This is a genomic window from Saccharothrix saharensis, assembly GCF_006716745.1.
Classification (GTDB): Bacteria; Actinomycetota; Actinomycetes; order Mycobacteriales; family Pseudonocardiaceae; genus Actinosynnema; species Actinosynnema saharense.
On sequence record NZ_VFPP01000001.1, the window covers coordinates 2,137,465 to 2,159,950 of the forward strand.

Sequence of the window (22,486 nt, forward strand, 5' to 3'; positions counted from 1 at the left end):
TCGCGGGCACTGCCGGTACGGGACACCGACTGGTGCGGCCGCGAAGTCGGTGTCACGCGTATGCGGTGAGCCGTCCTCACAGTAAATCCACCAGACAATCGACGGACCATCTGCACGCCCGCGCTCAGGGCGAGCGCGGGTGGCGCCGCCGGCTGCGGTCGCACCGCGGACAACCGGTCCGCCACGCGTTCGCACGGCGACGTACCCGACCGGCGCGCCGTCGGGCGGGAGAACGGACAGACAGGAGCGCGGGTGCGGGAAACACCGATCACGAGGCGGGGGTTCGTCCGAGCTGCCGTGGTGGGCGGCTCGGCGCTGTCCATCGGCACGGTCGACCACGCCGCCGGCACGGCGTCACCCGCGTCGGCCGGCGACGTGGCCCCACCGATCACGCCCGGTCCCGCCGGCGCTTCCCCGCTGCCTTTCGTCGAGGGTGCACCGGCGCTCGAACCCGACCGCGTCGTCACGACCGCCTGCCAGTTCTGCAACTCCAACTGCCGGATGCGGGTCGGCCTCAAAGCCGGTCAGATCGTGTCGATCACCGGAGAGCGCGCCGACCCCGTGCAAGCGGGATCCCTGTGCGTCAAAGCACCGATGATGCCGCAGGTCACCTACAACCACGCCCGGGTCACGACGCCTCTCAAACGGGTAGCGGGGGCCAAGGGAAGCCCGGACTCGCGCTTCACCCCGGTCTCGTGGGACGAGGCGCTCGACCTGATCGCCGACCGGCTCCTGGCGTTGCGCGACAACGGCGAAGGACACGCGATCGCCAACCGCGCGACGGGCCGACTACCGCAGGGAGCGGGATCGCTGGCCGCACGCATGTTGACGATGCTGGGCAGCCCCAACGCCACGGACGTCGGCCCCACCTGCAACGACGCGGGTGGCGACGCGCTGAGCACGTCGTTCGGCTTGAGCAACTTCACCAACGGCTACGGCAAGGACGGCGCGACCGGCCGGGAAGACCTGGGCGCGGCACGTTTCCACCTGTTCCTGGGCACCAACCAGGCGGAGACGCACCCCGTCACCTTCGACTACCTGCTGCGGGCCAGGCAACGGACCGGTGCCCGGATCGTCGTGGTGGACCCGCGCCGGACGGCCACCGCGGCGCGGGCCGACGAGTGGATCAGCCCGAAGCCGCACACCGACCTCGCCCTCGTGCTCGCACTGCTGCACAAGATCATCCACTCCGGCCTGCACGACCGCCGCTTCGTCGAGGAGTGGGTCGTCGGTTTCGAGCAGCTGCGGGAGCACCTCACCCGGCACGGCTACACCCCGCGGTGGGCGGAGGGCGTCACCGGCGTGCCGGCTCGTGACATCGAACGGCTGGCCGAGCAGTACGCCCGCGCGAAGCCCGCCGCGATCTTCTGCAACGCCGGGATCTCCCACCAGCTCAACGCCTTCCACACCTACCGGGCGCTGACCTTCCTGTCCGCCATCACGGGCAACATCGGCGTGCTGGGTGGTGGGTGCAACTTCATGCACAACACCTGGCCGGGTGAGCTGCGCCTGCCCCCGCTGGAGGTGGACGCGCCGCCGATCACCCAGCCGGCGCTACCGGTCGGTCCGGACTCCTTCGCCGAATCGATCCTGTCCGGTGCGCCGTACCGCCTCAGAGCGGTGATCAACCAGGGCAACCCGTTGATCGCCTCGGCGAACACGCACAAGGTCCGCGAGGCGTACGCGAAGCTCGACTTCCACGTGTACGTCGGCCTGTTCAGGGAAGAGGCGGCCCGGTACGCCGACGTGATCCTGCCCGCCGCCGGCGGCTTGGAACTCGACGGCGTGTACATGCGCCGCGACGATCGCGGCATCCGCTGGCAACAGCAGGTGGTGCCGCGGGTCGGCGAGTCCAAACCGGACTGGGAGATCTGGCTGGACCTCGCGCGGGCCATGGCACGGCGCGACCGCACACGCCCCGCCTCCGATTGGCGAGCTGCCTTCCCCGCGGGCTGGAAGACCTACTCCGACCTGTGGCAGGAGTTCGTCGCGCACACCCCGGGGATGGGCGGCATGTCCCAACAGAGGCTGGAAGGGCTGGCAGAGCCCTTGCGCTGGCCGTGTCCCGATGATCGCCACCCCGGCGTCAGCGCGCTCTACCTCGACCACCCGTCGTGGTACCAGGCCGCTGCATCACTCAACCCCGCCAACGCGGGCAAGCGCTTCTTGACGCCCAGCGGGAAGGTCGAGATCCACACCCCGGAACTGGACGAGATGTTGCGTCCCGCCGGGCACGGCGCGTTACCGGTGTTCTACACCCATCCCGAGGTGACCGGCGGGCTGCCGACCATCGCCTACGGCACCCGGTACGTGGCGAACCCGGTCAACCCGCGAGCGTTGACCATCGAGGCCGCCATCGGCGTGCCGAACGACTCCGATGTGCACGAGCGGTACCCGTTGATGGGCACCACCGGACGTCCCAGCGTCGTGCACTTCGCGTCGGCGCTGCACTGGACGCACACCGGCAAGCAGCTCAACGGTGTGCGCCTGGTGCAGATCCACCCGCGCACCGCCGGGCGCCTGGGGATCGCGAACGGCGACGAGGTCGTCGTGGAGAGCCCGCGGGGCGCGGTGACCGGCACCGCGCTGCACTGGGAGGGCATCCGCGAGGACACGATCTTCGTACCGAACACCTTCGGTCCGGCGCAGGAGTTCGGTGACCAGTTCGGTCAACCCCGCTACAGCCCGGTGAACGAGCTGGTCGACGACCGCTTCCACGACAACCTGTCCGGGCAGCAGGCCTACAAGTGCTTCGCCTGCCGGGTCAGGAAGGCGTGATCGCCACAAGCCACCCGCGTCCACCGGTGTCCGGCACTTGAGACACCCGACCACAACACCGCCCGCCTTGGAGGAGGACCGATGTCCCGAGTGCAACTCGCCCTTCGCGTGGGAGACCTTGAGGCGTCCATCGACTTCTACCGCAAGCTGTTCGGTGCCGAGCCCACGAAGCGGCGTCCCGGCTACGCCAACTTCGCGCTCGAACAGCCGCCGCTCAAGCTGGTCCTCTTGGCCGGTGAACCCGGACAGTCCACGGTGATGGACCACCTCGGAGTCGAGGTCGTGTCCACCGACGAGGTACAGGCGGCGACGACTCGGCTGTCCGACCAAGGCCTGGACACAGCCGTGGAGAACGAGACCACGTGCTGCTACGCCGTCCAGGACAAGGTCTGGGTGGAAGGGCCCGGCAAAGAGCCGTGGGAAGTCTACGTCGTGAAGGGGGACGCCCCGATCGCCGGTGGATGAGCCCGGCATGCGACGGCGTCAGGCGGTGGCGACACGCGATCGGCGACTCGACCGGAACCCACCTCGGTGCGCCCAAGGTGCCGGACAGGTGGTGGTCCGGCCCTTTCGCGTGCGCCGACCTGATCCACCACCCGCGTGCGTCGAGCTCTCGGCACGGTGGACCACCGCTGTCCAGCGGGGCTCACCCGTGCGCCGACTGGACGTCTGAACCGTCTCGCCCACCGGACGAGCGAATGACGGAGCCAACCCGAAGGATGCCCCATGGAAGTAGCCGTACTCGTATTAGTCCTCGCCCTCGCCGCGGTCAACGGCGGCAACGATGTCCCCAAGGGAGTGGCGACGCTGGCCGGCGCGGGCGTGGCCCGCATCCGCACCGCCATCATCTGGGGCACGATCACCACGGCGATCGGCTGCCTCGTGTCACTCCAGTTCGCCTCGAAGATGACCGCCTTGTTCTCCCGTGGCATCGTCTCCGCAACGCCGACCGCTCCCTTCGCCGCTGCCGTGCTGACCGGAGCGGTGGCGTGGGTGGGCTTCGCCACCTGGCGTCGCCTGCCGGTGAGCACCACACACGCGTTGGTCGGTGGCTTGCTGGGTGCCGGAGTGCTCTTCTCCAGCAACCACGTCGAGTGGGCGGCGCTGTTGACCAAGGTCGTGCAGCCGCTCCTGCTCAGCGTCGGCGCCGCATGGGTGCTCTCCGCGCTGCTCACCTCCGGTGCCCGAAGGCTCAACCGTGCCGTCGGCAGGCGGTCGGCGGCACGCGCCCGTCCCGTCACCGGGGATCGGACCGGGACTCCCACCGGTGTCGCCACGGCGGTGGAGAGCACCGCTGAAGCCGCGTCGACCGCGGTGGCGACCGGGGCCAGGGCGATCACCGTGCTGCACTGGGTCACCAGCGGCCTCACCGGTTTCGCACGGGGGATGAACGACGCGCCGAAGATCGTCGCCATCGGATCGTTCGCGCTGCTCGGCAGCATGTCGACCACCGGGTTGCTGCTCGCCGTCACCGCTGTGATGGCGATCGGCGGCTTGGTCGTCGGGCGGCGCATCGCCGACCGGATGGCCAATGACGTGATCCGCATGTCCCACGTGGAGGGCTTCACCGCCAACCTCACGACCGCGACCCTGGTCAGCTTCGGCGCGTTCCAGGGACTGCCCATGTCCACCACCCAGGTGTCGGTCGGCGCGATCACCGGCTTGTCCGGCACGGACGTGTCCAGGCTCAAGAAGAAGACGATCCGCGACTTCGCGATCGCCTGGCTGGCCACACCACCGTTCGCCGCGATCGTCTCCGCCGGGGCGTACCTGCTGCTCAGTTGACCCACGGTTACCTGGAGACGCAACTTCCAGGTCATCGTCCGCGGTCCGTACCGCCGTGACGCAACCACGGCGGTACGGACCTCACGGTTCGCGGCGCGAGGCACCGCGAACGACAGCGGCGGCACAGCCACCACCGGCTCCGATCACACCAGGAAGGGGTTAACACCAGCCGAACTCCGGACGAACTCGACGGCACCCGACAGGTCGAGCGGCGCAGCACCGACCGCCGCGTCCCCGCCCGGGCGATGTCCAGGTGGGTCGTGTGCCGCCCGCTCGCCGACAATCACGCTGGATCCAGATCCTTCGATGCGATCAGGACTCAGCGGCACAACCACATCGGACCTGTGCGCGAAGCGCGCCGGCCACCCGAAGGGCTCGCCGCTGCGGCGTGCGCCCACGGCACGGGAGATGACACCATGGATTCGGGAAACCCGACGACGACGGAGGGTGCGAGGTGATGGCGGCGCTGTCCTTGGAATCCTCCGCCGACAGGACCGACCTGGTGTCGGCGGCCGTGTTGTTCAAAGCGATGGCTGACCCGATCCGGCTCAAGGTGGTGGCTCTGGTCCGGTCGGCGCCCGACCAGGAGGCCTGTTTCTGCGACCTCCGCGACCACTTCGACGTCCCCCAGTCCTCGCTGAGCCACCACCTCAAGATCCTCGTGCAGGCCGGCGTGCTGGACCGTGAGCGGCGCGGCACCTGGAGCTGGTACAGCCTGCGGCCCGACAGCATGGACGTGATGGTGCAGACGCTCCGCCCCGACGGCCCCCTGCAACTGGTGACGGACGCCTGCGGGGACGAGTGCGGCGCCGACAGCAGCCGGTGCAGCTGACGGCCGCGTCCGGTCCGGGTCGACCGATGCGCGACGCCCAGTAGCCGACGACGGCGTGTTGGTCGGGCCGGTGTCGACGGTTCAGGTCGATCACGACGACGGTCGATCCCCGGAGGCCGCTCGGCCCGCTCCGCGCGCTCACCGACCAGCGGCCACTTCATGGGTGGACCGTGCGGGGTATGAGCGCCGTCTGCACCTGGCCGCAGCAAGCCCACCTGATCGAGTGATCACCTGCGAGCCGTGACGCCCAGCGCGTCGGCAATCGTTCGCACAGCGGCACGGGCGGTCGGGCCGACCCCGACCAAGGTGGCTGAGGCGGGGCCGGTCCAGTCGCCGTAGCCCAGCAGGTGCGACCGGGGTTCACCGCGGACTTGGCCGTCGCGGTCGCGCAGGCCCAACGGCGCGAGGTGGTCGAGCGCGGGGCGGAAGCCGGTGCACCAGATGACGGTGTCCGCGCCGGCGAGGGTGTGGCGGTTCATCCGTTGGGGGTTGAGCAGGCCTCGGTCCCGGGCCTCGCGCACGGGCGGGACGGCGACGATGTCACCGAGTGCGCCGACGCCGCCGGGCCGGCGGGTGGCGATGTCGAACAGTGCTTCGCCGTCGATCTCGTCGGGCAGGTAGCGCGGCGGCCGACGGGTGGTCCAAGTCAGGTCGACGTGACCGGCCAGGTCGGCGGCGATCTGAGCGCCGGAGTTGCCGCCGCCCACCACGACCACGCGCTGTCCGGCGAGCTGCCGGGGGTTGCGGTAGTGGGCGGTGTGCAGTTGGCGGCCGGGCAGGCCGCGGGCAGCGGCGGGGATGAATGGGCGCCACCACGTGCCGGTCGTGCTGATGACGGCGTCGGCGAAGCGGCCGTCGATGTCGTAGCCCCCGTCGACCCGGCGGACCGAGCGCACGCGGGTCGAGCGTTCGACGGGCAGTTCGTAGCGCTTCTCGTACGCCGCGAGGTAGTCGACGACGTGGTCGGCGGTCGGGTAGCCCGCGTGGGGGTAGCGGGGCATCGGCCAGCCGGGCAGGGAGCTGTGCCGGGCCGGGGAGAACAGGCGCAGCGAGTCCCAGCCGTGCAGCCACGCCCCACCCGGTCCGGGTTGGGCGTCGAGGATGGAGAAGTCCAACCCTGCGCGGCGGAGGTGGTACCCCGCGGCCAGTCCCGCTTGGCCGCCGCCGATGACGATGACGTTCAGCGCTTCCCCACTTCTGCCGGGCCGGCGTCGCGCGGCCTCCCGTTCGGCCAGGTCGGCGAGATCGTCGCACGGCGGGTCGAGGCGGCCGCAAGGTCCAGCTCGGCGAGCGGGGCGCGCACCCCTCGTCCGGCACGGGTTGACCCCGGTCGTCCGCTCAAGCATCATTGAGTCAATGAATACTGACTGGCCTCCGGGCACGGTGGCGCGGGCACGCGTGCACGCGGCCCTCGGCGAGCCCGCCCGGCTCGCCGTGGTCGACCTCCTCGTGCTCGGTGACGCTTCGCCCGGCGAGGTCGGCCGCCGGTTGGGGTTGCCCAGCAACCTGCTCGCCCACCACGTGAAGCTGCTGGAACAGGCGGGCATCGTGGAGCGGTCGCGGTCGGAGGGCGATCACCGACGCACCTACCTGCGCCTGCGCACGTCCACGCTGACGGATCTCGTGCCCAGCGGGTTGCGGGAGGCTCCCCGCGTGGTGTTCGTGTGCAGCCACAACTCGGCGCGCTCGCAGTTGGCCGCGGCGCTGTGGCAGCGGCGCAGCGAGGTGCCCGCCGCGAGCGCCGGCACCCGGCCCGCCGAACGCGTGCACCCGCTGGCCGTCGCCACGGCCCGCACGCACGGGCTGTCGCTCACCCGTGCCCGCCCCCACCACCTGCGCGACGTGCTGCGGCCGGGTGACCTGGTCGTCGCGGTGTGCGACAGCGCCCACGAAGAACTCGCCGCCCAGGACGACCGGCTGCACTGGTCCGTGCCCGATCCGGCCGCGGTCGGCACGCCGGACGCGTTCGACGCCGCCTACCGCGACCTCGCCGACCGCGTCGAACGCCTCGTGCCCGCCGTCCGCCCCGCTCCCGAGGGATCCTGAATGCCCCGCCCGCTGCACCACCGACTGGTGGCCGAGTACCTCGGAAGCTCGCTGCTCGCCGCCCTGGTGGTCGGCTCCGGCATCGCCGCCCAACGCCTCTCCCCCGGCGACGTCGGCCTGCAACTGCTGGAGAACGCCGCCGCCACCGCCGTCGGCCTCTACGCCCTCATCCTGATCTTCGGCCCGGTCAGTGGCGGCCACTTCAACCCCGCCGTGTCCGTGGCGGACGCGGTGTTCGGGGGCCTGGCCTGGCGCGACGTGCCCGCCTACGCGCTGGCCCAAGTGCTCGGCTGCGTCACCGGCGCGGTACTGGCCAACGCCATGTTCGACGCCGCGCCGGTCAGCATCAGCACCACCGAACGCGCCACGGCCGCACACGGGTTGTCCGAGGTCGTGGCCACCGCGGGCCTGCTGCTGGTGATCTTCTCCCTGGCCCGGTCGGGACGGGCCGCGCTCGCACCGGCCGCCGTGGGCGCCTACATCGGGGCCGCGTACTTCTTCACCAGCTCCACCAGCTTCGCCAACCCGGCGATCACCGTCGGGCGCGTGTTCAGCGACTCGTTCGCCGGGATCGCGCCCTCGTCCGTGCCGGTCTACGTGCTGGCGCAGGTCGTCGGCATCGCGGTGGCCGTGCCACTGCTGCGCCTGCTCTACCCCACCCGGACCACCGCCGACAGCACCGCACCCGTCACCGAAGGGCAAGTCCGTTGAGCCGCAAGCCCGAAGTCCTGTTCGTCTGCGTCCACAACGCCGGCCGCTCCCAGATGGCCGCCGCCCTGCTCCAGCACTACGCGCTGGGCCGCGTCACGGTCCGCTCGGCCGGCTCCGCCCCGGCTGACGAGGTGAACCCCGCGGCCGCCGAGGCCTTGGCCGAACTCGGCCTGGACATCACCGCCGAGGTGCCGTCCAGGCTCACCACCGAGGACGTCGAGGCCTCCGACGTCGTCATCACCATGGGCTGCGGCGACACCTGCCCCGTCTTCCCCGGCAAGCGGTACCTCGACTGGGACCTGGAAGACCCGGCGGGCCGAGGCGTCGACGCGGTCCGGCCCATCCGCGACGACATCGACCGCCGCGTGCGCACCCTGCTCGCCGAACTGCTCGATTCAGCCTCGTAGGCGCCGCACGACGTACCGGGCGTCACGCCCGACACCCCGCAACGTCGCCGACGCGAGGCTGCGCTGCCACTCCAGGCCCACGTACCCCAACCCCCGGTGGGTCGTGGACAACCCTTCGCGGTGTTGTGGGTAGCCGTCGGAGTCCAGCGCTCCCATCGCCTCCAGGTACCCCAGACCCGGCCGGTAGCCGGTGGCCAGCACGATCGCGTCCACCGGCTCCCGGCTGCCGTCGGACCACGTCACCGCAATGCCGTCCAGACCGGTGAACATCGGCCTGCGGTCCGGACGACCGGCTTGGATCGCAGCCCGGTACACGCCGGTGTCCAGCACCGGCGTGGAGAACCGCTGAGGCAGCCACCGCCCCACCGGCGCGCGGTCCACCCCGGTCACCGTCCACCACCAGTGCACGTCACGGCCCAGCGGGCGCTGCGGCACGAACCGGACCGGCTTGCGACTCGCCAGCGTCACCCGCGCGTGACCGGCCAGCTCGACCGCGATCTGCACCGCGGAGTTCCCGGCACCCACCACCACGACCCGCTGGCCTTCGTACGGCGTCGGGTCGCGGTACTCGGCCGCGTGCACGACCGGGCCCGTGAACCGGTCGAGCCCCGGCAACGCCGGTCGGTGAGGCGTGCCGAACCCACCGGTCGCCGCGATCACCCGTCCCGCGCCCAGGCGCCGGCCACCTTCCGGCACCACCTCGAAGCCGCCGTCCCCGGCCACCACCTTCTCGACCCGACACCCCGTGCGGACGTCGACCTGCAACCACTCCGCATACCGGGTCAGGTAGTCGACCACCTCGTCCCGGTGCGGGTACCGCTCCGGATCACCACCGAACGCCAGCCCCGGCAGCGAGCTGAACCTCGCCGGCGAGAACAAGGTGAGGCTGTCGTAGTAGCCGGCCCACGATCCCGTCGGCCGCTCCTCCGCCTCCAGCACCACCGGCCGCCCACCGGCCGCCTTCACCGCCCAGGCGGCCGCCAGTCCCGACTGCCCGCCACCGACCACGACCCACTCATTCATCGACACCATTCGATGGTATCGGATATTCGCGAAATGACGATATGTCTGCCACGCTGACGACGTGACCCGACTGGGTGAAACCTCCCGCCGCTTCCTCAAGGCCATGGCCAGCGAGACCAGGCAACAGCTCGTGCTGGAGTTCACCGGCAACGCCGAGCTCACCGTGGGCCAGGTCGCCGAACGAGCGGGCATCGCCCACTCCACGGCCTCCGAACAGCTCTCCCTGCTCCGCCTGGGCGGCCTTCTCACGTCCCGCCGCGAGGGCAAGACCGTCTACTACCGCGCCAACCCGACCGGCATCGCCACCGCGCTCGCCGAGCTCCAGGAGCGCCTCGGAACCTGCTGCCCGCCCCGTCCCGAATAGCCCCCGACCCGGCGGCCGACTTCTCGGGCGCCGAACGCCGGGGCGAATCGCCTTACCCGGACGTGCGTCGGGGTCGCCGTTGCGTGCGATCTCCACAGAAGACGCGGCAGGACCCGGTTCGGCTGTGGCGCGGGCAGTGGTTCCACACCAAACCCCCTGCAACTACCACCACCACGGCCCGACCACCCGACCGCAGAGCGGGGCTGGACCTCGATGCGCCGCCGACCAGTCCTCGGCAGCCTCATCAACGAGTACGAGCACGCAGCCGCCCAACCCCAGGCAAACTTCGTGGCCGGCTACTGGCACCCCACAGGCTGCCGCCGGCCGTGCGGCGGAAGATCCGGGTCGGGCGTTCCCGCTTCGCGCAGGGGTCGGCCCCGGGCGAACAGCTCGTCCTTGACGCGCCAGGCGGGGGCGTTGTCGTAGGTGCTTGCCAACAGTGGTGAGACCAAGGTCGCTTCCGGGTCAGGTGCCCGCGAGGTGAAGGTGGAAATTTGTCCACACTGAAGTTATAGAGAGCTTCGCATCCGGGTGCTGTCCGGTGGACACCGCCGGCCCAACGGCGTTCGGCCGCGCAGCGGGTTCCCGAGCTGTTCCACCGGTGGGAGAATCGGCACCTGACAACGTTGTCAGGCCTCCTACCCCTGCCGGAGGTTCCAGGTGCGTCTCCGCTCCGCGGCTGTCGCCGCACTCACCCTCGCCGCGCTCGCCGTCCCGGTCGTGACCGGCACGTCGCACGCCATCACCGATCACGCCCAGCACGTCAACCCGCTCGTCGGCACCAAACCCGGCGGCCCGGACTTCGGGCACGGCGGCGGCGCGGGCAACACCTTCCCCGGTGCCGTCGCGCCGTTCGGCATGCTCCAGTGGAGCCCCGACACGGTGACCCACCAGCACGGCGGCTACCACTACGACGACAACCGCATCCGCGGGTTCAGCCTCACCCACCTGTCGGGCCCCGGGTGCAGCGACTTCGGCAACGTGCCGTTCATGCCCTCGCTGGGCACGACCCCCGCGGCCCACTCCACGTTCTCCCACGCGAACGAGCAGGCGTCCCCCGGCTACTACTCGGTCCGCTTCGACAACGGCATCCGCACCGAGCTGACCGCGAACCAGCGGTCGGGTGTCGCCCGCTTCACCTACCCCACCGGCCAGCGCGCCTCGCTGAACGTCGACGCCGCCCGCGCGTTCAACGCGGCGAGCGGTTCGATCACGGTCGGGACCGACAGCCTGTCCGGCTACACCGACAGCGGCGGGTTCTGCGGCGCGGGCAACCGGTACCGGCTGCACTTCCACGTCACCTTCGACCAGCCGTTCGCCACCACCGCCACGATCGCCGACGGCCAGGTGACGCCGGGCGGTCGCGCGGTCGAGGGCAGCAGCCGGGGCAGCGTCGCGCCCGCACCGAAGACCGCCGGTACGCAGCACGTGCCCACGCCGTCCACGGCCGCGCGGGACGTGCAGCCGTTCGCCGCCTCGGCGTTCGTGTCGTTCAACGCGACGACGGTCACGGCGCGGGTCGGCATTTCGTTCGTGAGCCTGGACAACGCGAAGGCCAACCTCGCGACCGAGACCGGGACGCGGTCGTTCGACGAGGTCCGGACCGCGGCGCGGGCGGCGTGGAACGGCTGGCTCGGCCGCATCGACGTCACCGGTGGCACCACCACCCAGCTCCGCACGCTCTACACCTCGCTGTACCACTCGTTGTTGCACCCCAACGTGTTCAGCGACGTCAACGGCCAGTACACGGGGTTCGACCGGCAGACCCACACGACCACCAGGACCCAGTACGCGAACTTCTCCGGCTGGGACGTCTACCGGTCGCAGGTGGCGCTGATCGCGTTGCTCGGCCCGGGTGAGGCGGCGGACATCGCGCAGTCCGCGGTCAACCAGGCCGCGCAGGGCGGGTACTTCGACCGCTGGACGGTCGCCAACGGCGGCACGGGCGTGATGAGCGGCGACCCGATGGCGATCATCGTGTCCACCGCGCACGCGTTCGGCGGCACGGACTTCGACACGGCGGACGCGTTGCGGCGCATGGTCGCGGGCGTCAACGACATCCGGCAGCGGCCGGGGTGGTTGCAGTTCAACGACTACGGCTACGTGCCGACGGGCCTCCCCGACGTGTGGGGCTCGGCCGCGACCACGTTGGAGTACACGAGCGCGGACTTCGCCATCTCGCAGTTCGCGGCGAGGCTGAACGACACCGGCACAGCGGAGAACTTCCTGCGGCGCGCCCAGAACTGGCGCAGCCTGTTCAACTCGGGCAGCAAGTACGTGCAGCCGCGCAACACCGACCTGACGTGGCCGGGCTTCAGCCCGACGCAGGAGAACGAGTACGTCGAGGGCAACGCGGCCCAGTACACGTGGATGGTGCCGTACAACCACCGGGGGCTGTTCGACGCGATGGGCGGCAACGCGGCCGTCGTGTCCAGGTTGGACACGTTCTTCACGGAGCTGAACGCCGGGCCCAGGAAGCCCTACGCCTACCTGGGCAACGAGCCGACGCTCAACACGCCTTGGGCGTACGTGTACGCGGGCGCACCCCACAAGACCCAGGACGTGGTGCGGCGGGCGTTGACGTCGCTCTTCCCGCCCACGCCCGAGGGCCTGGTGGGCAACGACGACCTGGGCGAGATGTCGTCCTGGGCGGTCTGGGCGGCGTTGGGGCTGTACCCGCAGGCGCCGGGCCGGGCGGAGCTGGTGCTGGCCAGCCCGCAGTTCCCGAGCACGACCGTCAAGCGGGGCAACGGTGCCACGATCACGATCACCGCGCCGAACGCGTCCGACAGCGTGAAGTACGTGCAGTCGCTGAAGGTCGACGGGGTGGCGTCCGGGAAGGCGTGGCTGCCCTCGTCGTTCGTCGCGCGGGGAGGGTCGTTGGAGTTCGCGCTGGGCACGGCCGCGTCGAGCTGGGGCAGCGGTGCCGGTGACGCGCCGCCGTCGTTCGACGTGGGGCCGAACCCGGCCAGGTCCGGCGCGGTCGTCGGGTTGGCCGGCAAGTGCGCGGACGCCGAGCCCGCGGGTCCGACCGACGGCGCACCCGTGCGGCTGTGGGACTGCAACTCCTCGGCCGCCCAGCAGTGGACCCTCGCGTCGGACGGCACGGTGCGGGCGTTGGGGCGGTGCCTGGACGTCAGCGGCAGTGCCCGGGTCAACGGGGCGAAGGTGCAGCTGTGGACGTGCAACGGCACGGGCGCGCAGCAGTGGTGGCCCAAGGGGTCGACGCTGGTCAACTCACCGTCCGGCAAGTGCCTCGACGTGCCGAACAGCAACGCGGTGAACGGGGTCCAGCTCCAGATCCACGACTGCAACGGGACCGGTGCCCAGCAGTGGCGGCTGCCCTGAGGGGAACGGGGTGAATTGGCCGGTCGCCACGGCTCTCCCAACACGTGGCGACCGGCCGTTGACACCGCGAGGTGGCTACTTGACGCCTCCTGCGGTCAAGCCTGCGATGATCCGCCGCTGGAACAGCAGCACCACCACGACCAGCGGCACGGTCACGATCACGCCGGCGGCCATCTGCGTGCCGAACGGCTGGTCGAAGCCGTACGCCCCGGTGAACCGGGAGATCGCGACGGTGGCGGTCTGCATCGTGCTGTCGTTGACCATCGACAGCGCGATGATGAACTCGTTCCACGCCGCGATGAACGTGATGATCGCGGTGGTGAAGATGCCGGGCGCGGCCAGCGGCAGGATCACCTTGCGGAACGCCTGGCCGCGCGTGCAGCCGTCGATCATCGCCGCCTGCTCCAGCTCCTCCGGCATCTGCCGGAAGAACGCGGTCAGGTTCCACACCGCGAGGGGCAGCGCGAACGACAGGCTGGGCACGATCATCGACTGGTAGGTGTTGATCCAGCCGATGTCGGTGAACAACGCCAGCAGCGGCACGAGCAGCGAGATGCCGGGGAACATGGACGTGGCGATGATCAGCGCCGCGACCGCGTTCTTGAACCGGAAGTGCAACCGGGCCAGCGCGTACGCCGCCGACACGCCGATGATCAGCGTGAGCACCGTGGTGGTGCCGGCGACGACGAGGCTGTTCAGCAGCGACCGGCCGAACCCGACGCCGGGCGAGAACACCGCGGTCAGGTTGTCCAGCGAGAACGGCGAGGGCAGCGCGGTCAGCTCGAACTGGTCGGACGGGCGGCGGAACGCCGACACGGCCATCCAGTAGAACGGGGCCAGGCAGTAGACCAGGATCAGGCCCAGTCCGGCGAAGGTCAGCACCTTGCGCGGCAACGAGTTGGTGCCCTGGGTGGCGGTCATTTGCGCGCCCTTTCCCGAGCGGCGCCGATGACGTCCGCGCCCAGCAACCGCACGAACACCAACGCGGTGACGGCCACGTAGACGAACAGGATCGTCGCGTACGCGGCCGCGGGGCCGAACCGCAGGCTCGACGCCTCGTCGAAGGCGACCATGGACAACGTCTCCACCGATTCCTTGCGGCTGCCGATGAGCACGAACGGCAGGTCGAACATGCGCAGCGCGTCGAGCACCCGGAACAGCACGGCCACCAGCAGCGCGGGCTTCACCAGCGGCAGGGTGATGCGCCAGAACTGCCGCCACGGCGACGCGCCGTCCACCCGAGCCGCCTCGTAGACGTCGTTCGGGATGATCTGCAACCCGGCCAGCACGAGCAGGCCGACGAACGGCGCGGTCTTCCACACGTCGGCGAGGATGACCGCGAACTTCGCCTGCCAGCCCTCGGTGGTCCACAGGACCTGCTGGCCGATGACGGCGTTCGCCACGCCGTCGGCCTGGAAGATCCAGCGCCACAGCAGCGCCGACACCGCGGTCGGCACGGCCCACGGCACCAGGATGCTGGCCCGCACGACGCCGCGCCAGCGGATCGCGTGGTGCATCACCAGCGCCATGGCGACGCCGATCACGACTTCGAGCGCGACCGTGATCGCGGTGAACAGCGTGGTGTTGCCGAACGCGTTCCAGAACCGGGCGGCCGAGTCACCGGCGAAGATCGCGGTGTAGTTGTCGATGCCGACGAAACGCGAGCCCTCCACGACGAAACCGCTCTCGTCGAGGTCGGTGCCCTCCCGGAACACCGACTCGCGCAGCGCCGCCACCAACGGGTACCCGACCACCAGGCCGAGGACGACGAACGTCGGTGACAGCAGCGCCGCGGCGAGTCGCCCCGCGCCCGAGGTCGCACCCCGGGCGCGGCGGGCGACCGCCGTCACTTCAGGAGCTCCTGCAACTTCGCCTGCAGGTCCTTCAGCGCCACGTCGCTGGTCTTCTCACCGGTCAGCGCGGCGTAGGCGGCTTCCTGGATGGCCTGCGTGACGTCGCCGTAGCGGACGGCCTGCGGGCGCGGCTTCGCGGAGAGGATCGACTCCTTCAGCGTGGGCAGGTACGGGAACTGCTTGATCAGCTCGGCGTCGTCGTACAGGCTCGCCAGGGTCGGCGCCTGCGAGGTGGCCAGCAGGTTGGAGCGCTGCGAGGACTCGCTGGTGAAGAACTTGATGAAGTCCAGCGCCGTGGCCTTGTTCTTGCCGAACGCGGAGATCGCGAAGTTGTGCCCGCCGAGGGTGGAGCTGCCGGGGCCGTTCAGGCCGGGCAGCGGCGCGACGTCGAACTTGCCCGCCACCTGCGACGAGCCGTCGGTCTTGCCGGCCAGGTTCCACTGGTAGGGCCACTGGCGGTGGAACAGCAGCTCGCCGGCCTGGAACGCGCGGCGGCCCTCTTCCTCCTTGTAGGTGATGGCCTTCTCCGGGATGATGCCCTGCTGGAACCCGGTGACCAGGGAGTCCAGCCCGGCCTTCGCCTCGGGCGAGTCGACCACCGGCTTGCCGGTGGAGTCGACCACGTCACCGCCCGCGGAGTGCACGGCCTCGTCGAAGTTGACCGTCAGACCCTCGTACTTCTCGAACTGACCGGCGTAGCAGCCGATCGCGGGCTGCGCCGCCTTGACCGCCTGGCAGGCGGAGGTGAGCTCGGCCCACGTCTTCGGCGGCTTCACGCCGGCCGCGTCGAGCAGGTCCTTGCGGTAGTACAGCAGGCCACCGTCGGAGTAGACGGGCGCGGCGTAGAGCTTGTCGCGGTACTGCGCGGTCTTGACCGCGGGCTGGAGGAACTTGTCCAGCTCGAACTGGTCGGCGGGCAGTTCCACGACCCAGCGGTTGGCCGCGAACTCCGCGGTCCAGACGACGTCGAGGTTGAGGATCGTGTACGCGTCGGACTTGACCTGCGCGTTCTGCACCATCTGCTGGCGCTGGGCGTCGGCGGACTCGGGCAGTTCGATGATCCGGACCTGCTCGTTCGCGTGCGAGGCGTTCCACTCGTCGACGAGCTTCTGCATGTTGCCGGACGTGTCCTTGCCGGTGGCGAACGTGACCTCGCCCCGACCTTCGAGCGCACCGCTGGGCTGCTCGTTGCCTTTGTCCCCCCCGCTGCTGCACGACGCGAGGAGGACCGCCACACCCAGCGCCGCGGTTGCCCGCGCCGCCGTTGTCCGAACGCCCATTACCGAGACTCCCATTCGTTCAGGTCTTGCTCTGTCAAGCGGATCGGGGCGCTGCGCCGGTCGGTGATCACTCGACTGGTGATCACGCCGGGCAGCGGCACGCCCCGATCGCCGGTCACGCCGGCCGGCGGGTCCACCGTCCACGACGGAGGCGGCGGCGAGTGGTTCCGGCCCGTCGCCGTGAGGTCCGTGCACGGTTGGAGGCCGTGGTGGCGTACTTCCCGGTGCACACCTACAGCAAGTGGATCATTCACGCGATCAACACGTTCGGTGTGACTTCGGGGTCCAGCAGGTTCCGCATCACCGGTGGGGCAGGTTGCGCGGGCAGGGAGAAGCGGGCGGGTGGGGTGGACGAGCGCAGGCCGGCGGGTCGTCACCGGACAGCCGGGACGTGCCATGGCCTGCCCCCTCCCCCGGTCCGACCCGGTGCCGCGTGGTCACGGAGAGCACCCGGTCGGACACTTCGACGGACGTTTGACCGTTCAAAACGGGCGGTACTGTGTCGCGGGCCACAGCGTCGTGTCAAGGAGTGGGAAGCGGGCGTGATCGGACCGCAACTCTTTCGCGTTCTGACGTGGCATATGGGGGGATGTTCACAGAACGAGGGGACGGCTCCGGGAGGGGAGGGAGCCCGGCTCGAAGTGACATGGGGCCTGTACGGGTGCTCCAGGAAGGCCGGAGCCGGCAGGCCCGGCGGGAGGAGCGTCCCGCCGGGCCTGCCGGCTCCGCACAAAACCCGGTTCGGGGCCTAGCAGATGCTCTGGCGGCTGTTGACCAGGGTGTTGTTGCGGAACGTGGTGTTCGTGCCGCAGGGGTTCTCGGTGATGGCCGAGTTGGTGACGGTCAGGTTCTGGATGGTGATGTCCCGGGTGATCGGGAACTCCGAGCGGGCGGCCAGGCGGATCTCGCCGCCGCCGGTGACGCTGCCGCCCTGGGCGGCGACGTTCACGTTGTAGCAGTTCTCGATCAGGATCGAGTTGTTGCCCGTGTTGGAGATGGTGATGCGGTCGATCTGGAGGCCGCCGCTCTCCGAGACGCAGAAGATGCCGCGGCCGCCGCCGCGGGCGATGACCTGGCCCACGCGGACGTTGATCGGGTAGCTGTCGCCGATGCGGCCGTTGCGGTTGGCGGTGCGGAAGGCGGCGTAGCCCGTGCCGGTGCCGGCGTTCTCCGCGTCGACGGTGCCCACGGTGGCGTTGATGGTCTGGTTGAGCAGCAGACCGGATTCCCCGACGCCGCGGGCCACGACGGTGCCGATGGTCAGGCCGTCGACGCCGTAGGTCTCCACGGCGTGGCTGCTGGCGCCCTGCACGTAGGCGTAGTCGATGCGGACGTTGCGGGTCCACTGGCTGGTGTCGCCGCGGTTGTCGATGCGGACGCCCAGGCCTCGGGAGAGGCGCATGGTGACGTTGCCGATCACCACGTTGGTGACGTTGCGCATGAAGATGCCGTACAGCGGGGTTCCGGTGACGGTGAGGTTCTGGACCTCGATGTCGCGGACGCCGCGCGCGTAGATCGGGGCGTAGTCGCCGGAGCCGGTGCCGGTCACGTTGATGGTGCCGCACACGTCGATCGTGGTGTAGCTGCGCATCGAGTAGCGCTCGCCCGCGGGGATGGAGCCGGAGGCGCGGACGACGATCCGCTCCTTGTAGGTGCGGTTGGCGGTGAGGCTGTCGTTGGCGGCCTGCATCGCGGCGCGCAGGCTGCTGCCGGTGTAGACCGTGCTGCCGCCCCGGCGGGCGGTGAAGCTGCTGCCGGAGCCGGTCACCTCGGCGTGGTACGTGCCGTCGCCGCAGGCTGCCATGGCCTCGGGCGCGGAGACCTGGAGCAGCGCCGCTGTCAACGCTGACACGGCGAGAAGTGCTTTCATGTGGTGATCTCCTGGATTGGTAAGCGCTTTCCTGGTGGCGGCGGAGATCTGGTGCGGCTTCTTCGGTGGTGGTTGGAGCAGCGGCGGCCCGCCGAGGGACGTGACGGGCCGCCACCGAGCTGTCGGCCTGGGAGCGTTCCCAGGGATATCCGGTAGTGAATCGGATAACGGATTGGCCGTCAAGACCCGACGCGTACGGCCTTCCGGGCTAACGGCTGATGATGTAGGCGATGCCGCCCGAGCCCGAGGCGACCGAGCCGTCGGCGCGGTGGCGCTTGGTGCGCAGCCAGATGTTCTCGAACTGGGCGCGGTCGTAGACGCGACGCACGGCGTCGTTCGAGGGGGACGCCGGGTCGTTGGCGATCACGTCGCCGTCCCCGGTGAAGCCGACGACGACCATGATGTGACCGGCGGTGCCGTAGCCGGCGCCGGTCAGTTCGTCCTCCCGGAACGACTGCGAGGTGATGACGGGCACGCCGCGGGCGATGTAGCCCTCCAGTTCGGACAGTGAGCGCAGGCGCGTGACGTGGCCGCGCAGGCCGAAGGTGGCCGCGTACGCGGTGTTGAACGGCCAGTTGCCCGCGCCGCGGTAGTCGTGGTCGTACGTGTGCCTGGCGGCGTGGTCGACGGTCCGGTCGGCGTGGTCGGGGTCCACCCAGGACAGGTCGTCGGCGCTCGGGCCGCGGCCGTGGTACTCGACGACCATCGCGGTGGACGTGGGGCTGCACCACGCCTCGCCACCACCGTCGTACTCCGGGTAGTGGCCTTCGTGGACGTTCTGCGAGTAGCGCGGCACGGGCAGTTCGACGCCGCGGGCGACGCCCGGTGCGCTGGTGGGCACGGTGAAGCGGTCCGGGATCGCGGAGGCCATCGCGCCGGCCATGCGCAGCAGCGGTGACGTGCGGGTGCCGGTGAGGCGGTAGAGGGTGACGCGGAGTTGGTAGGCGCGCAGCGGCCGCGCGGCCAGGAAGGTGTCCACGTCGACCGAGCCGTGCTCGTCGGACTGGCCGGAGACCGTCGTGCGCTCGATGTCCCGGTCGCCGAGCGCCCAGCGGGCCATGACGTACCAGGGGGTGCCGTCGCCGCGCAGCTCGACCTGGAGCCACGTGCCGGGCGGCGTGTCGGCGTTCCACGAGGCGACGGCCTGGGTGGCGGCGAAGCCGGTGACGCGGCGCGGCGACGTCCACCGCGCGTAGTCGTAGCCGTCGAGGACGCCGACCGGGCGGCGGATGGCGAGGCCGCCGGGGACGGGTGCGGTGCCCTCGTGCGCGCCTTGGAGGAGCCGGGTCGACCGCCACTCCTGGTAGTCGACGCGTGCGCCCTCGGCCACCGCGGGCGGAGCCGCGGTGGAGCCGAGGGCGAGCACGGCCGACAGGACCGACACGACGCGCAGCGACATGTCGGGAATTGTCGCGCTAGAGAACTACTTTGTAATCATCCGACAGAGTGGTCACGCGCGACCGCGGCGCTTGGTCCACACGTCGTAGGCGACGGCGGCCAGCAGCACCAGGCCCTTGACCAGCATCACCCGTTCGCTGGGCGCGCCGATCAACGACATGCCGTTGTTGATCACGCCCATGATCAGGCCACCGGTGATGGCGCCGACCACCCGGCCGACACCGCCCTGCACGGCCGCACCACCGATGAACGCCGCCGCGATCGCGTCCAGCTCGAACGCGTTGCCCGCGGTCGGGCCCGCCTGGTTGAGGCGACCGGCGAAGATCACGCCGGCCAGGGCCGACAGCACGCCCATGTTCACGAACACCCAGAACGTGACCTGCTTGACCTTCACGCCGGACAGCGTGGCCGCCTGCAGGTTCCCGCCGATGGCGTAGATGTGCCGGCCGAACACCGACTTGTTCGCCATCACCGAGTAGCCCAGCGCCAGCACCGCGAGCAGCACGAGCACCCACGGCAGGTTGCGGAACCGGGCCAGCTGCACGACCACGGCCAGCACCACGGCCGCCGCCAGCGCGATCTTCGCCACGAAGATCGGGAACGGGTCCACGACCTGGCCGTAGTTCAGCCGCGCCTTGCGGTTGCGCCACTGGTTGAACGCGAACCCGGCCACCACCGCGACCCCGACGAGCAGGCTGACGAGGTCCGCGCCGCCCAGCGGGCCGAGGCCGACGTTGCCGAGGTAGCCCTCGGTGAAGCCGTTGGCCAGGGTGCGGATCTGGTCCGGGAACGGGCCGATGCCCTGGTTGCCGAGCACGGTCAGGGTGAGCGCGCGGAACACGAGCATGCCCGCCAGCGTCACGATGAACGCCGGGATGCCGAAGAACGCCACCCAGTAGCCCTGCGCCGCGCCGATCACCGCGCCCGCGAGCAGCGTGATCAGCACCGCCAACGGCCACGGCAGGCCCATCTGGACGGTCAGCACCGCGCAGATGGCACCGGTCAGCGCGACCACCGACCCGACGGACAGGTCGATGTGCCCGCCGATGATCACCAGGATCATGCCGATGGCGAGGATCAGCACGTACGAGTTCTGCACGATGATGTTGGAGATGTTCTGCGGTGTGAGCAGAGCGCCGTCCGTCAGCACCGTGAAGAGCACCACGATCAACGCGAACGCGATGTAGATGCCGGACTGCCGCAGGTTGAACGTGAACCTGCGCTGCGGCGCGCCGGCCTGCGCGGCCGCGGTCTTGGTGGTCATGAGGTCTGTCCCTGGGTCATGTGGTGCATCAGGCGTTCCTGGGTGGCTTCCGCGCGGTCGAGCTCACCGGTGATCCGGCCCTCGGACAGGGCGTACACCCGGTCGCACAGGCCGAGGAGCTCCGGCAGCTCGGAGGAGATCACCAGCACCGCGCGGCCCTGGTCGGCCAGGTCGTTGATGATCGAGTAGATCTCGTACTTCGCGCCGACGTCGATGCCGCGGGTCGGCTCGTCGAGGATCAGCACGTCCGGGTCGGTGAACATCCACTTCGCCAGCACGACCTTCTGCTGGTTGCCGCCCGAGAGCGACGACGTGGTGGTGGCCACGCTGGGCGCCTTGATGTTCATCGAACCGCGGTACCGCTCGGCGACCGAGTGCTCCTCGTTCTCGTTCACCCAGCCGCGCGTGGCGAGCTTGTGCAGGCCCGCCGCGGACACGTTGAGCTTGATGTCCTGGATCAGGTTCAGCCCGTACCGCTTGCGGTCCTCGCTGACGTAGGCCAGGCCGTGCTCGATGGCCTTGCGGACGGTGCGCGTGTCGATCTCGCGGCCGTCCTTGACCACCCGGCCGGAGACGCCGACGCCGTAGGACCGCCCGAACACGCTCATCGCCAGCTCGGTCCGGCCCGCGCCCATCAGGCCGGCGAGACCGACGATCTCGCCGCGCCGCAGCACGAGGGTGGCGTCGTCGACCACGACCCGGTCCGGCTGGGACGGGCTGTGCACGGTCCAGTTCTCGATCCGCAGCACCTCGTCGCCGATCTTGGGCGTGCGCGGCGGGAAGCGGTGCTCCAGGTCGCGGCCGACCATGCCGGAGATGATCCGGTCCTCGGTCACGTCCCGGGCGGGCAGCGTCTCGATCGTGCGACCGTCGCGCAGGATCGTGATGCTGTCGGCGATCCGGGTCACCTCGTTGAGCTTGTGCGAGATGATCACCGAGGTGATGCCCTCGTCGCGCAGCCCGTCGAGCAGGTCGAGCAGGTGCGCGGAGTCGTCGTCGTTCAACGCCGCGGTCGGCTCGTCCAGGATCAGCAGCTTGACGTCCTTGGCCAGCGCCTTGGCGATCTCCACCAGTTGCTGCTTGCCGACGCCCAGGTCGTGGACCGGCGTGGTCGGGTTCTCCCGCAGGCCCACGCGGGCGAGCAGGGCGCCCGCCGCGTGGTTGGTGCGGTTCCAGTCGATGAACCCGCGCTTGGCCCGCTCGTTGCCGAGGAACAGGTTCTCCGCGATGGACAGCTGGCCGCACAGCGCCAGCTCCTGGTGGATGATCACGATGCCGCGCCGCTCGCTGTCGCGGACGCCGCCGAACGAGCAGGGCTCGCCCTCGAAGACGATCTCGCCCTCGTACGACCCGTGCGGGTGCACGCCCGAGAGCACCTTCATCAGCGTGGACTTGCCCGCGCCGTTCTCACCGCAGATCGCGTGGATCTCACCGCGCCGCACGGCGAGCGTGACGTCGTGCAGCGCGGTGACCCCGGCGAACCGCTTGGTGATGCCGCGCATCACCAGGATTTCGTCGGACATGGTG

At 70.4% G+C, this 22,486-nt stretch carries 18 protein-coding genes; 9 read left to right on the forward strand and 9 right to left on the reverse strand.

The genetic code is table 11. The features are described 5' to 3' along the window. Positions 1-252 precede the first annotated feature (252 nt). The 4 genes from FHX81_RS08470 to FHX81_RS08485 all read left to right on the forward strand — a co-directional run bounded on the left by FHX81_RS08470 (position 253) and on the right by FHX81_RS08485 (position 5,395). Positions 253-2,778 carry a molybdopterin-containing oxidoreductase family protein gene (locus FHX81_RS08470; protein ID WP_141976675.1) on the forward strand — a complete coding sequence of 842 codons (2,526 nt, stop codon included), beginning with the start codon at positions 253-255 and terminating at the stop codon, positions 2,776-2,778. Between the two features lie 81 nt (positions 2,779-2,859). Further along, positions 2,860-3,243 carry an ArsI/CadI family heavy metal resistance metalloenzyme gene (locus FHX81_RS08475; protein ID WP_141976677.1) on the forward strand — a complete coding sequence of 128 codons (384 nt, stop codon included), beginning with the start codon at positions 2,860-2,862 and terminating at the stop codon, positions 3,241-3,243. A gap of 261 nt (positions 3,244-3,504) precedes the next feature. Further along, positions 3,505-4,563, forward strand: coding sequence for an inorganic phosphate transporter (locus FHX81_RS08480; RefSeq protein ID WP_141976679.1), 1,059 nt, complete (start codon positions 3,505-3,507; stop codon positions 4,561-4,563). Positions 4,564-5,020: 457 nt separating this feature from the next. Then, complete coding sequence (locus FHX81_RS08485; RefSeq protein WP_141983818.1) at positions 5,021-5,395, forward strand: ArsR/SmtB family transcription factor; 375 nt, start codon at positions 5,021-5,023, stop codon at positions 5,393-5,395. Positions 5,396-5,622: 227 nt separating this feature from the next. Here the strand turns inward: FHX81_RS08485 and FHX81_RS08490 are convergent, their stop codons facing one another. Then, positions 5,623-6,744: an NAD(P)-binding domain-containing protein gene (locus FHX81_RS08490; protein WP_246107700.1), complete on the reverse strand. Its 1,122-nt coding sequence runs from the start codon at positions 6,742-6,744 to the stop codon at positions 5,623-5,625. A 7-nt stretch (positions 6,745-6,751) separates the two neighbouring features. On the opposite strand from FHX81_RS08490, the gene FHX81_RS08495 reads away from it, so the two are divergent. Genes FHX81_RS08495 through FHX81_RS08505 form a run of 3 tightly spaced genes read left to right on the forward strand, consistent with a single transcriptional unit; the run spans position 6,752 to position 8,559 of the window. Continuing rightward, positions 6,752-7,441: an arsenate reductase/protein-tyrosine-phosphatase family protein gene (locus FHX81_RS08495; protein WP_141976681.1), complete on the forward strand. Its 690-nt coding sequence runs from the start codon at positions 6,752-6,754 to the stop codon at positions 7,439-7,441. After that, complete coding sequence (locus tag FHX81_RS08500; RefSeq protein ID WP_141976683.1) at positions 7,442-8,152, forward strand: aquaporin; 711 nt, start codon at positions 7,442-7,444, stop codon at positions 8,150-8,152. It abuts the gene before it with no gap. Continuing rightward, the gene (locus tag FHX81_RS08505) at positions 8,149-8,559 is read left to right on the forward strand and encodes an arsenate-mycothiol transferase ArsC (protein WP_141976685.1); all 411 of its coding nucleotides are present in this window, start codon (positions 8,149-8,151) and stop codon (positions 8,557-8,559) included. The genes FHX81_RS08500 and FHX81_RS08505 overlap by 4 nt, the downstream gene beginning before the upstream one ends. Here the strand turns inward: FHX81_RS08505 and FHX81_RS08510 are convergent. Next, a complete protein-coding gene (locus FHX81_RS08510) occupies positions 8,548-9,582 on the reverse strand; it encodes a flavin-containing monooxygenase (RefSeq protein WP_141983820.1) in 1,035 nt (344 codons plus the stop codon). The genes FHX81_RS08505 and FHX81_RS08510 overlap by 12 nt on opposite strands. A 61-nt stretch (positions 9,583-9,643) precedes the next feature. Here FHX81_RS08510 and FHX81_RS08515 point away from each other — a divergent pair, with 61 nt between their 5' ends. Together FHX81_RS08515 and FHX81_RS08525 are read left to right on the forward strand one after the other, a co-directional pair. Continuing rightward, complete coding sequence (locus FHX81_RS08515; protein WP_211363429.1) at positions 9,644-9,946, forward strand: ArsR/SmtB family transcription factor; 303 nt, start codon at positions 9,644-9,646, stop codon at positions 9,944-9,946. Between the two features lie 660 nt (positions 9,947-10,606). Next, positions 10,607-13,294, forward strand: a complete 2,688-nt coding sequence (locus FHX81_RS08525) for a lectin (RefSeq protein ID WP_141976687.1) — start codon at positions 10,607-10,609, stop codon at positions 13,292-13,294. Positions 13,295-13,369: 75 nt separating this feature from the next. On the opposite strand, the gene FHX81_RS08530 is transcribed toward FHX81_RS08525, so the two are convergent. From FHX81_RS08530 to mmsA, 7 genes are all read right to left on the reverse strand, one after another. Then, positions 13,370-14,215, reverse strand: coding sequence for a carbohydrate ABC transporter permease (locus FHX81_RS08530; protein WP_141976689.1), 846 nt, complete (start codon positions 14,213-14,215; stop codon positions 13,370-13,372). After that, positions 14,212-15,144 (reverse strand): carbohydrate ABC transporter permease, encoded by a 933-nt coding sequence (locus FHX81_RS08535; protein ID WP_141976691.1) that lies wholly within the window; start codon positions 15,142-15,144, stop codon positions 14,212-14,214. The genes FHX81_RS08530 and FHX81_RS08535 overlap by 4 nt, the downstream gene beginning before the upstream one ends. Continuing rightward, a complete protein-coding gene (locus FHX81_RS08540; RefSeq protein ID WP_246107701.1) occupies positions 15,141-16,427 on the reverse strand; it encodes an ABC transporter substrate-binding protein in 1,287 nt (428 codons plus the stop codon). The genes FHX81_RS08535 and FHX81_RS08540 overlap by 4 nt, the downstream gene beginning before the upstream one ends. 748 nt (positions 16,428-17,175) lie before the next feature. Next, entirely contained in the window at positions 17,176-18,279 is a 1,104-nt protein-coding gene (locus FHX81_RS08545; protein ID WP_211363430.1) for a right-handed parallel beta-helix repeat-containing protein, read from the reverse strand. 226 nt (positions 18,280-18,505) lie between these two features. After that, complete coding sequence (locus tag FHX81_RS08550; protein WP_141976699.1) at positions 18,506-19,696, reverse strand: C39 family peptidase; 1,191 nt, start codon at positions 19,694-19,696, stop codon at positions 18,506-18,508. Between the two features lie 51 nt (positions 19,697-19,747). Further along, positions 19,748-20,959, reverse strand: a complete 1,212-nt coding sequence (mmsB, locus tag FHX81_RS08555; RefSeq protein WP_141976701.1) for a multiple monosaccharide ABC transporter permease — start codon at positions 20,957-20,959, stop codon at positions 19,748-19,750. Next, a complete protein-coding gene (gene mmsA / locus FHX81_RS08560; RefSeq protein ID WP_141976703.1) occupies positions 20,956-22,482 on the reverse strand; it encodes a multiple monosaccharide ABC transporter ATP-binding protein in 1,527 nt (508 codons plus the stop codon). Before mmsA ends, mmsB begins: the two co-directional genes overlap by 4 nt. Between the last annotated feature and the right edge of the window lie 4 nt (positions 22,483-22,486).

What these genes read in the sequence shown, in the direction of transcription:
- FHX81_RS08500 (WP_141976683.1), top strand. Translation starts at nt 7,442, where the DNA reads ATGCCCCGCCCGCTGCACCACCGACTGGTGGCCGAGTACCTCGGAAGC.
- mmsB (WP_141976701.1), bottom strand. Translation starts at nt 20,959, where the DNA reads ATGACCACCAAGACCGCGGCCGCGCAGGCCGGCGCGCCGCAGCGCAGG.
- FHX81_RS08510 (WP_141983820.1), bottom strand. Translation starts at nt 9,582, where the DNA reads ATGAATGAGTGGGTCGTGGTCGGTGGCGGGCAGTCGGGACTGGCGGCC.
- FHX81_RS08485 (WP_141983818.1), top strand. Translation starts at nt 5,021, where the DNA reads ATGGCGGCGCTGTCCTTGGAATCCTCCGCCGACAGGACCGACCTGGTG.
- FHX81_RS08495 (WP_141976681.1), top strand. Translation starts at nt 6,752, where the DNA reads ATGAATACTGACTGGCCTCCGGGCACGGTGGCGCGGGCACGCGTGCAC.
- FHX81_RS08475 (WP_141976677.1), top strand. Translation starts at nt 2,860, where the DNA reads ATGTCCCGAGTGCAACTCGCCCTTCGCGTGGGAGACCTTGAGGCGTCC.
- FHX81_RS08530 (WP_141976689.1), bottom strand. Translation starts at nt 14,215, where the DNA reads ATGACCGCCACCCAGGGCACCAACTCGTTGCCGCGCAAGGTGCTGACC.
- FHX81_RS08550 (WP_141976699.1), bottom strand. Translation starts at nt 19,696, where the DNA reads ATGTCGCTGCGCGTCGTGTCGGTCCTGTCGGCCGTGCTCGCCCTCGGC.
- FHX81_RS08540 (WP_246107701.1), bottom strand. Translation starts at nt 16,427, where the DNA reads ATGGGCGTTCGGACAACGGCGGCGCGGGCAACCGCGGCGCTGGGTGTG.
- FHX81_RS08480 (WP_141976679.1), top strand. Translation starts at nt 3,505, where the DNA reads ATGGAAGTAGCCGTACTCGTATTAGTCCTCGCCCTCGCCGCGGTCAAC.
- mmsA (WP_141976703.1), bottom strand. Translation starts at nt 22,482, where the DNA reads ATGTCCGACGAAATCCTGGTGATGCGCGGCATCACCAAGCGGTTCGCC.
- FHX81_RS08490 (WP_246107700.1), bottom strand. Translation starts at nt 6,744, where the DNA reads ATGATGCTTGAGCGGACGACCGGGGTCAACCCGTGCCGGACGAGGGGT.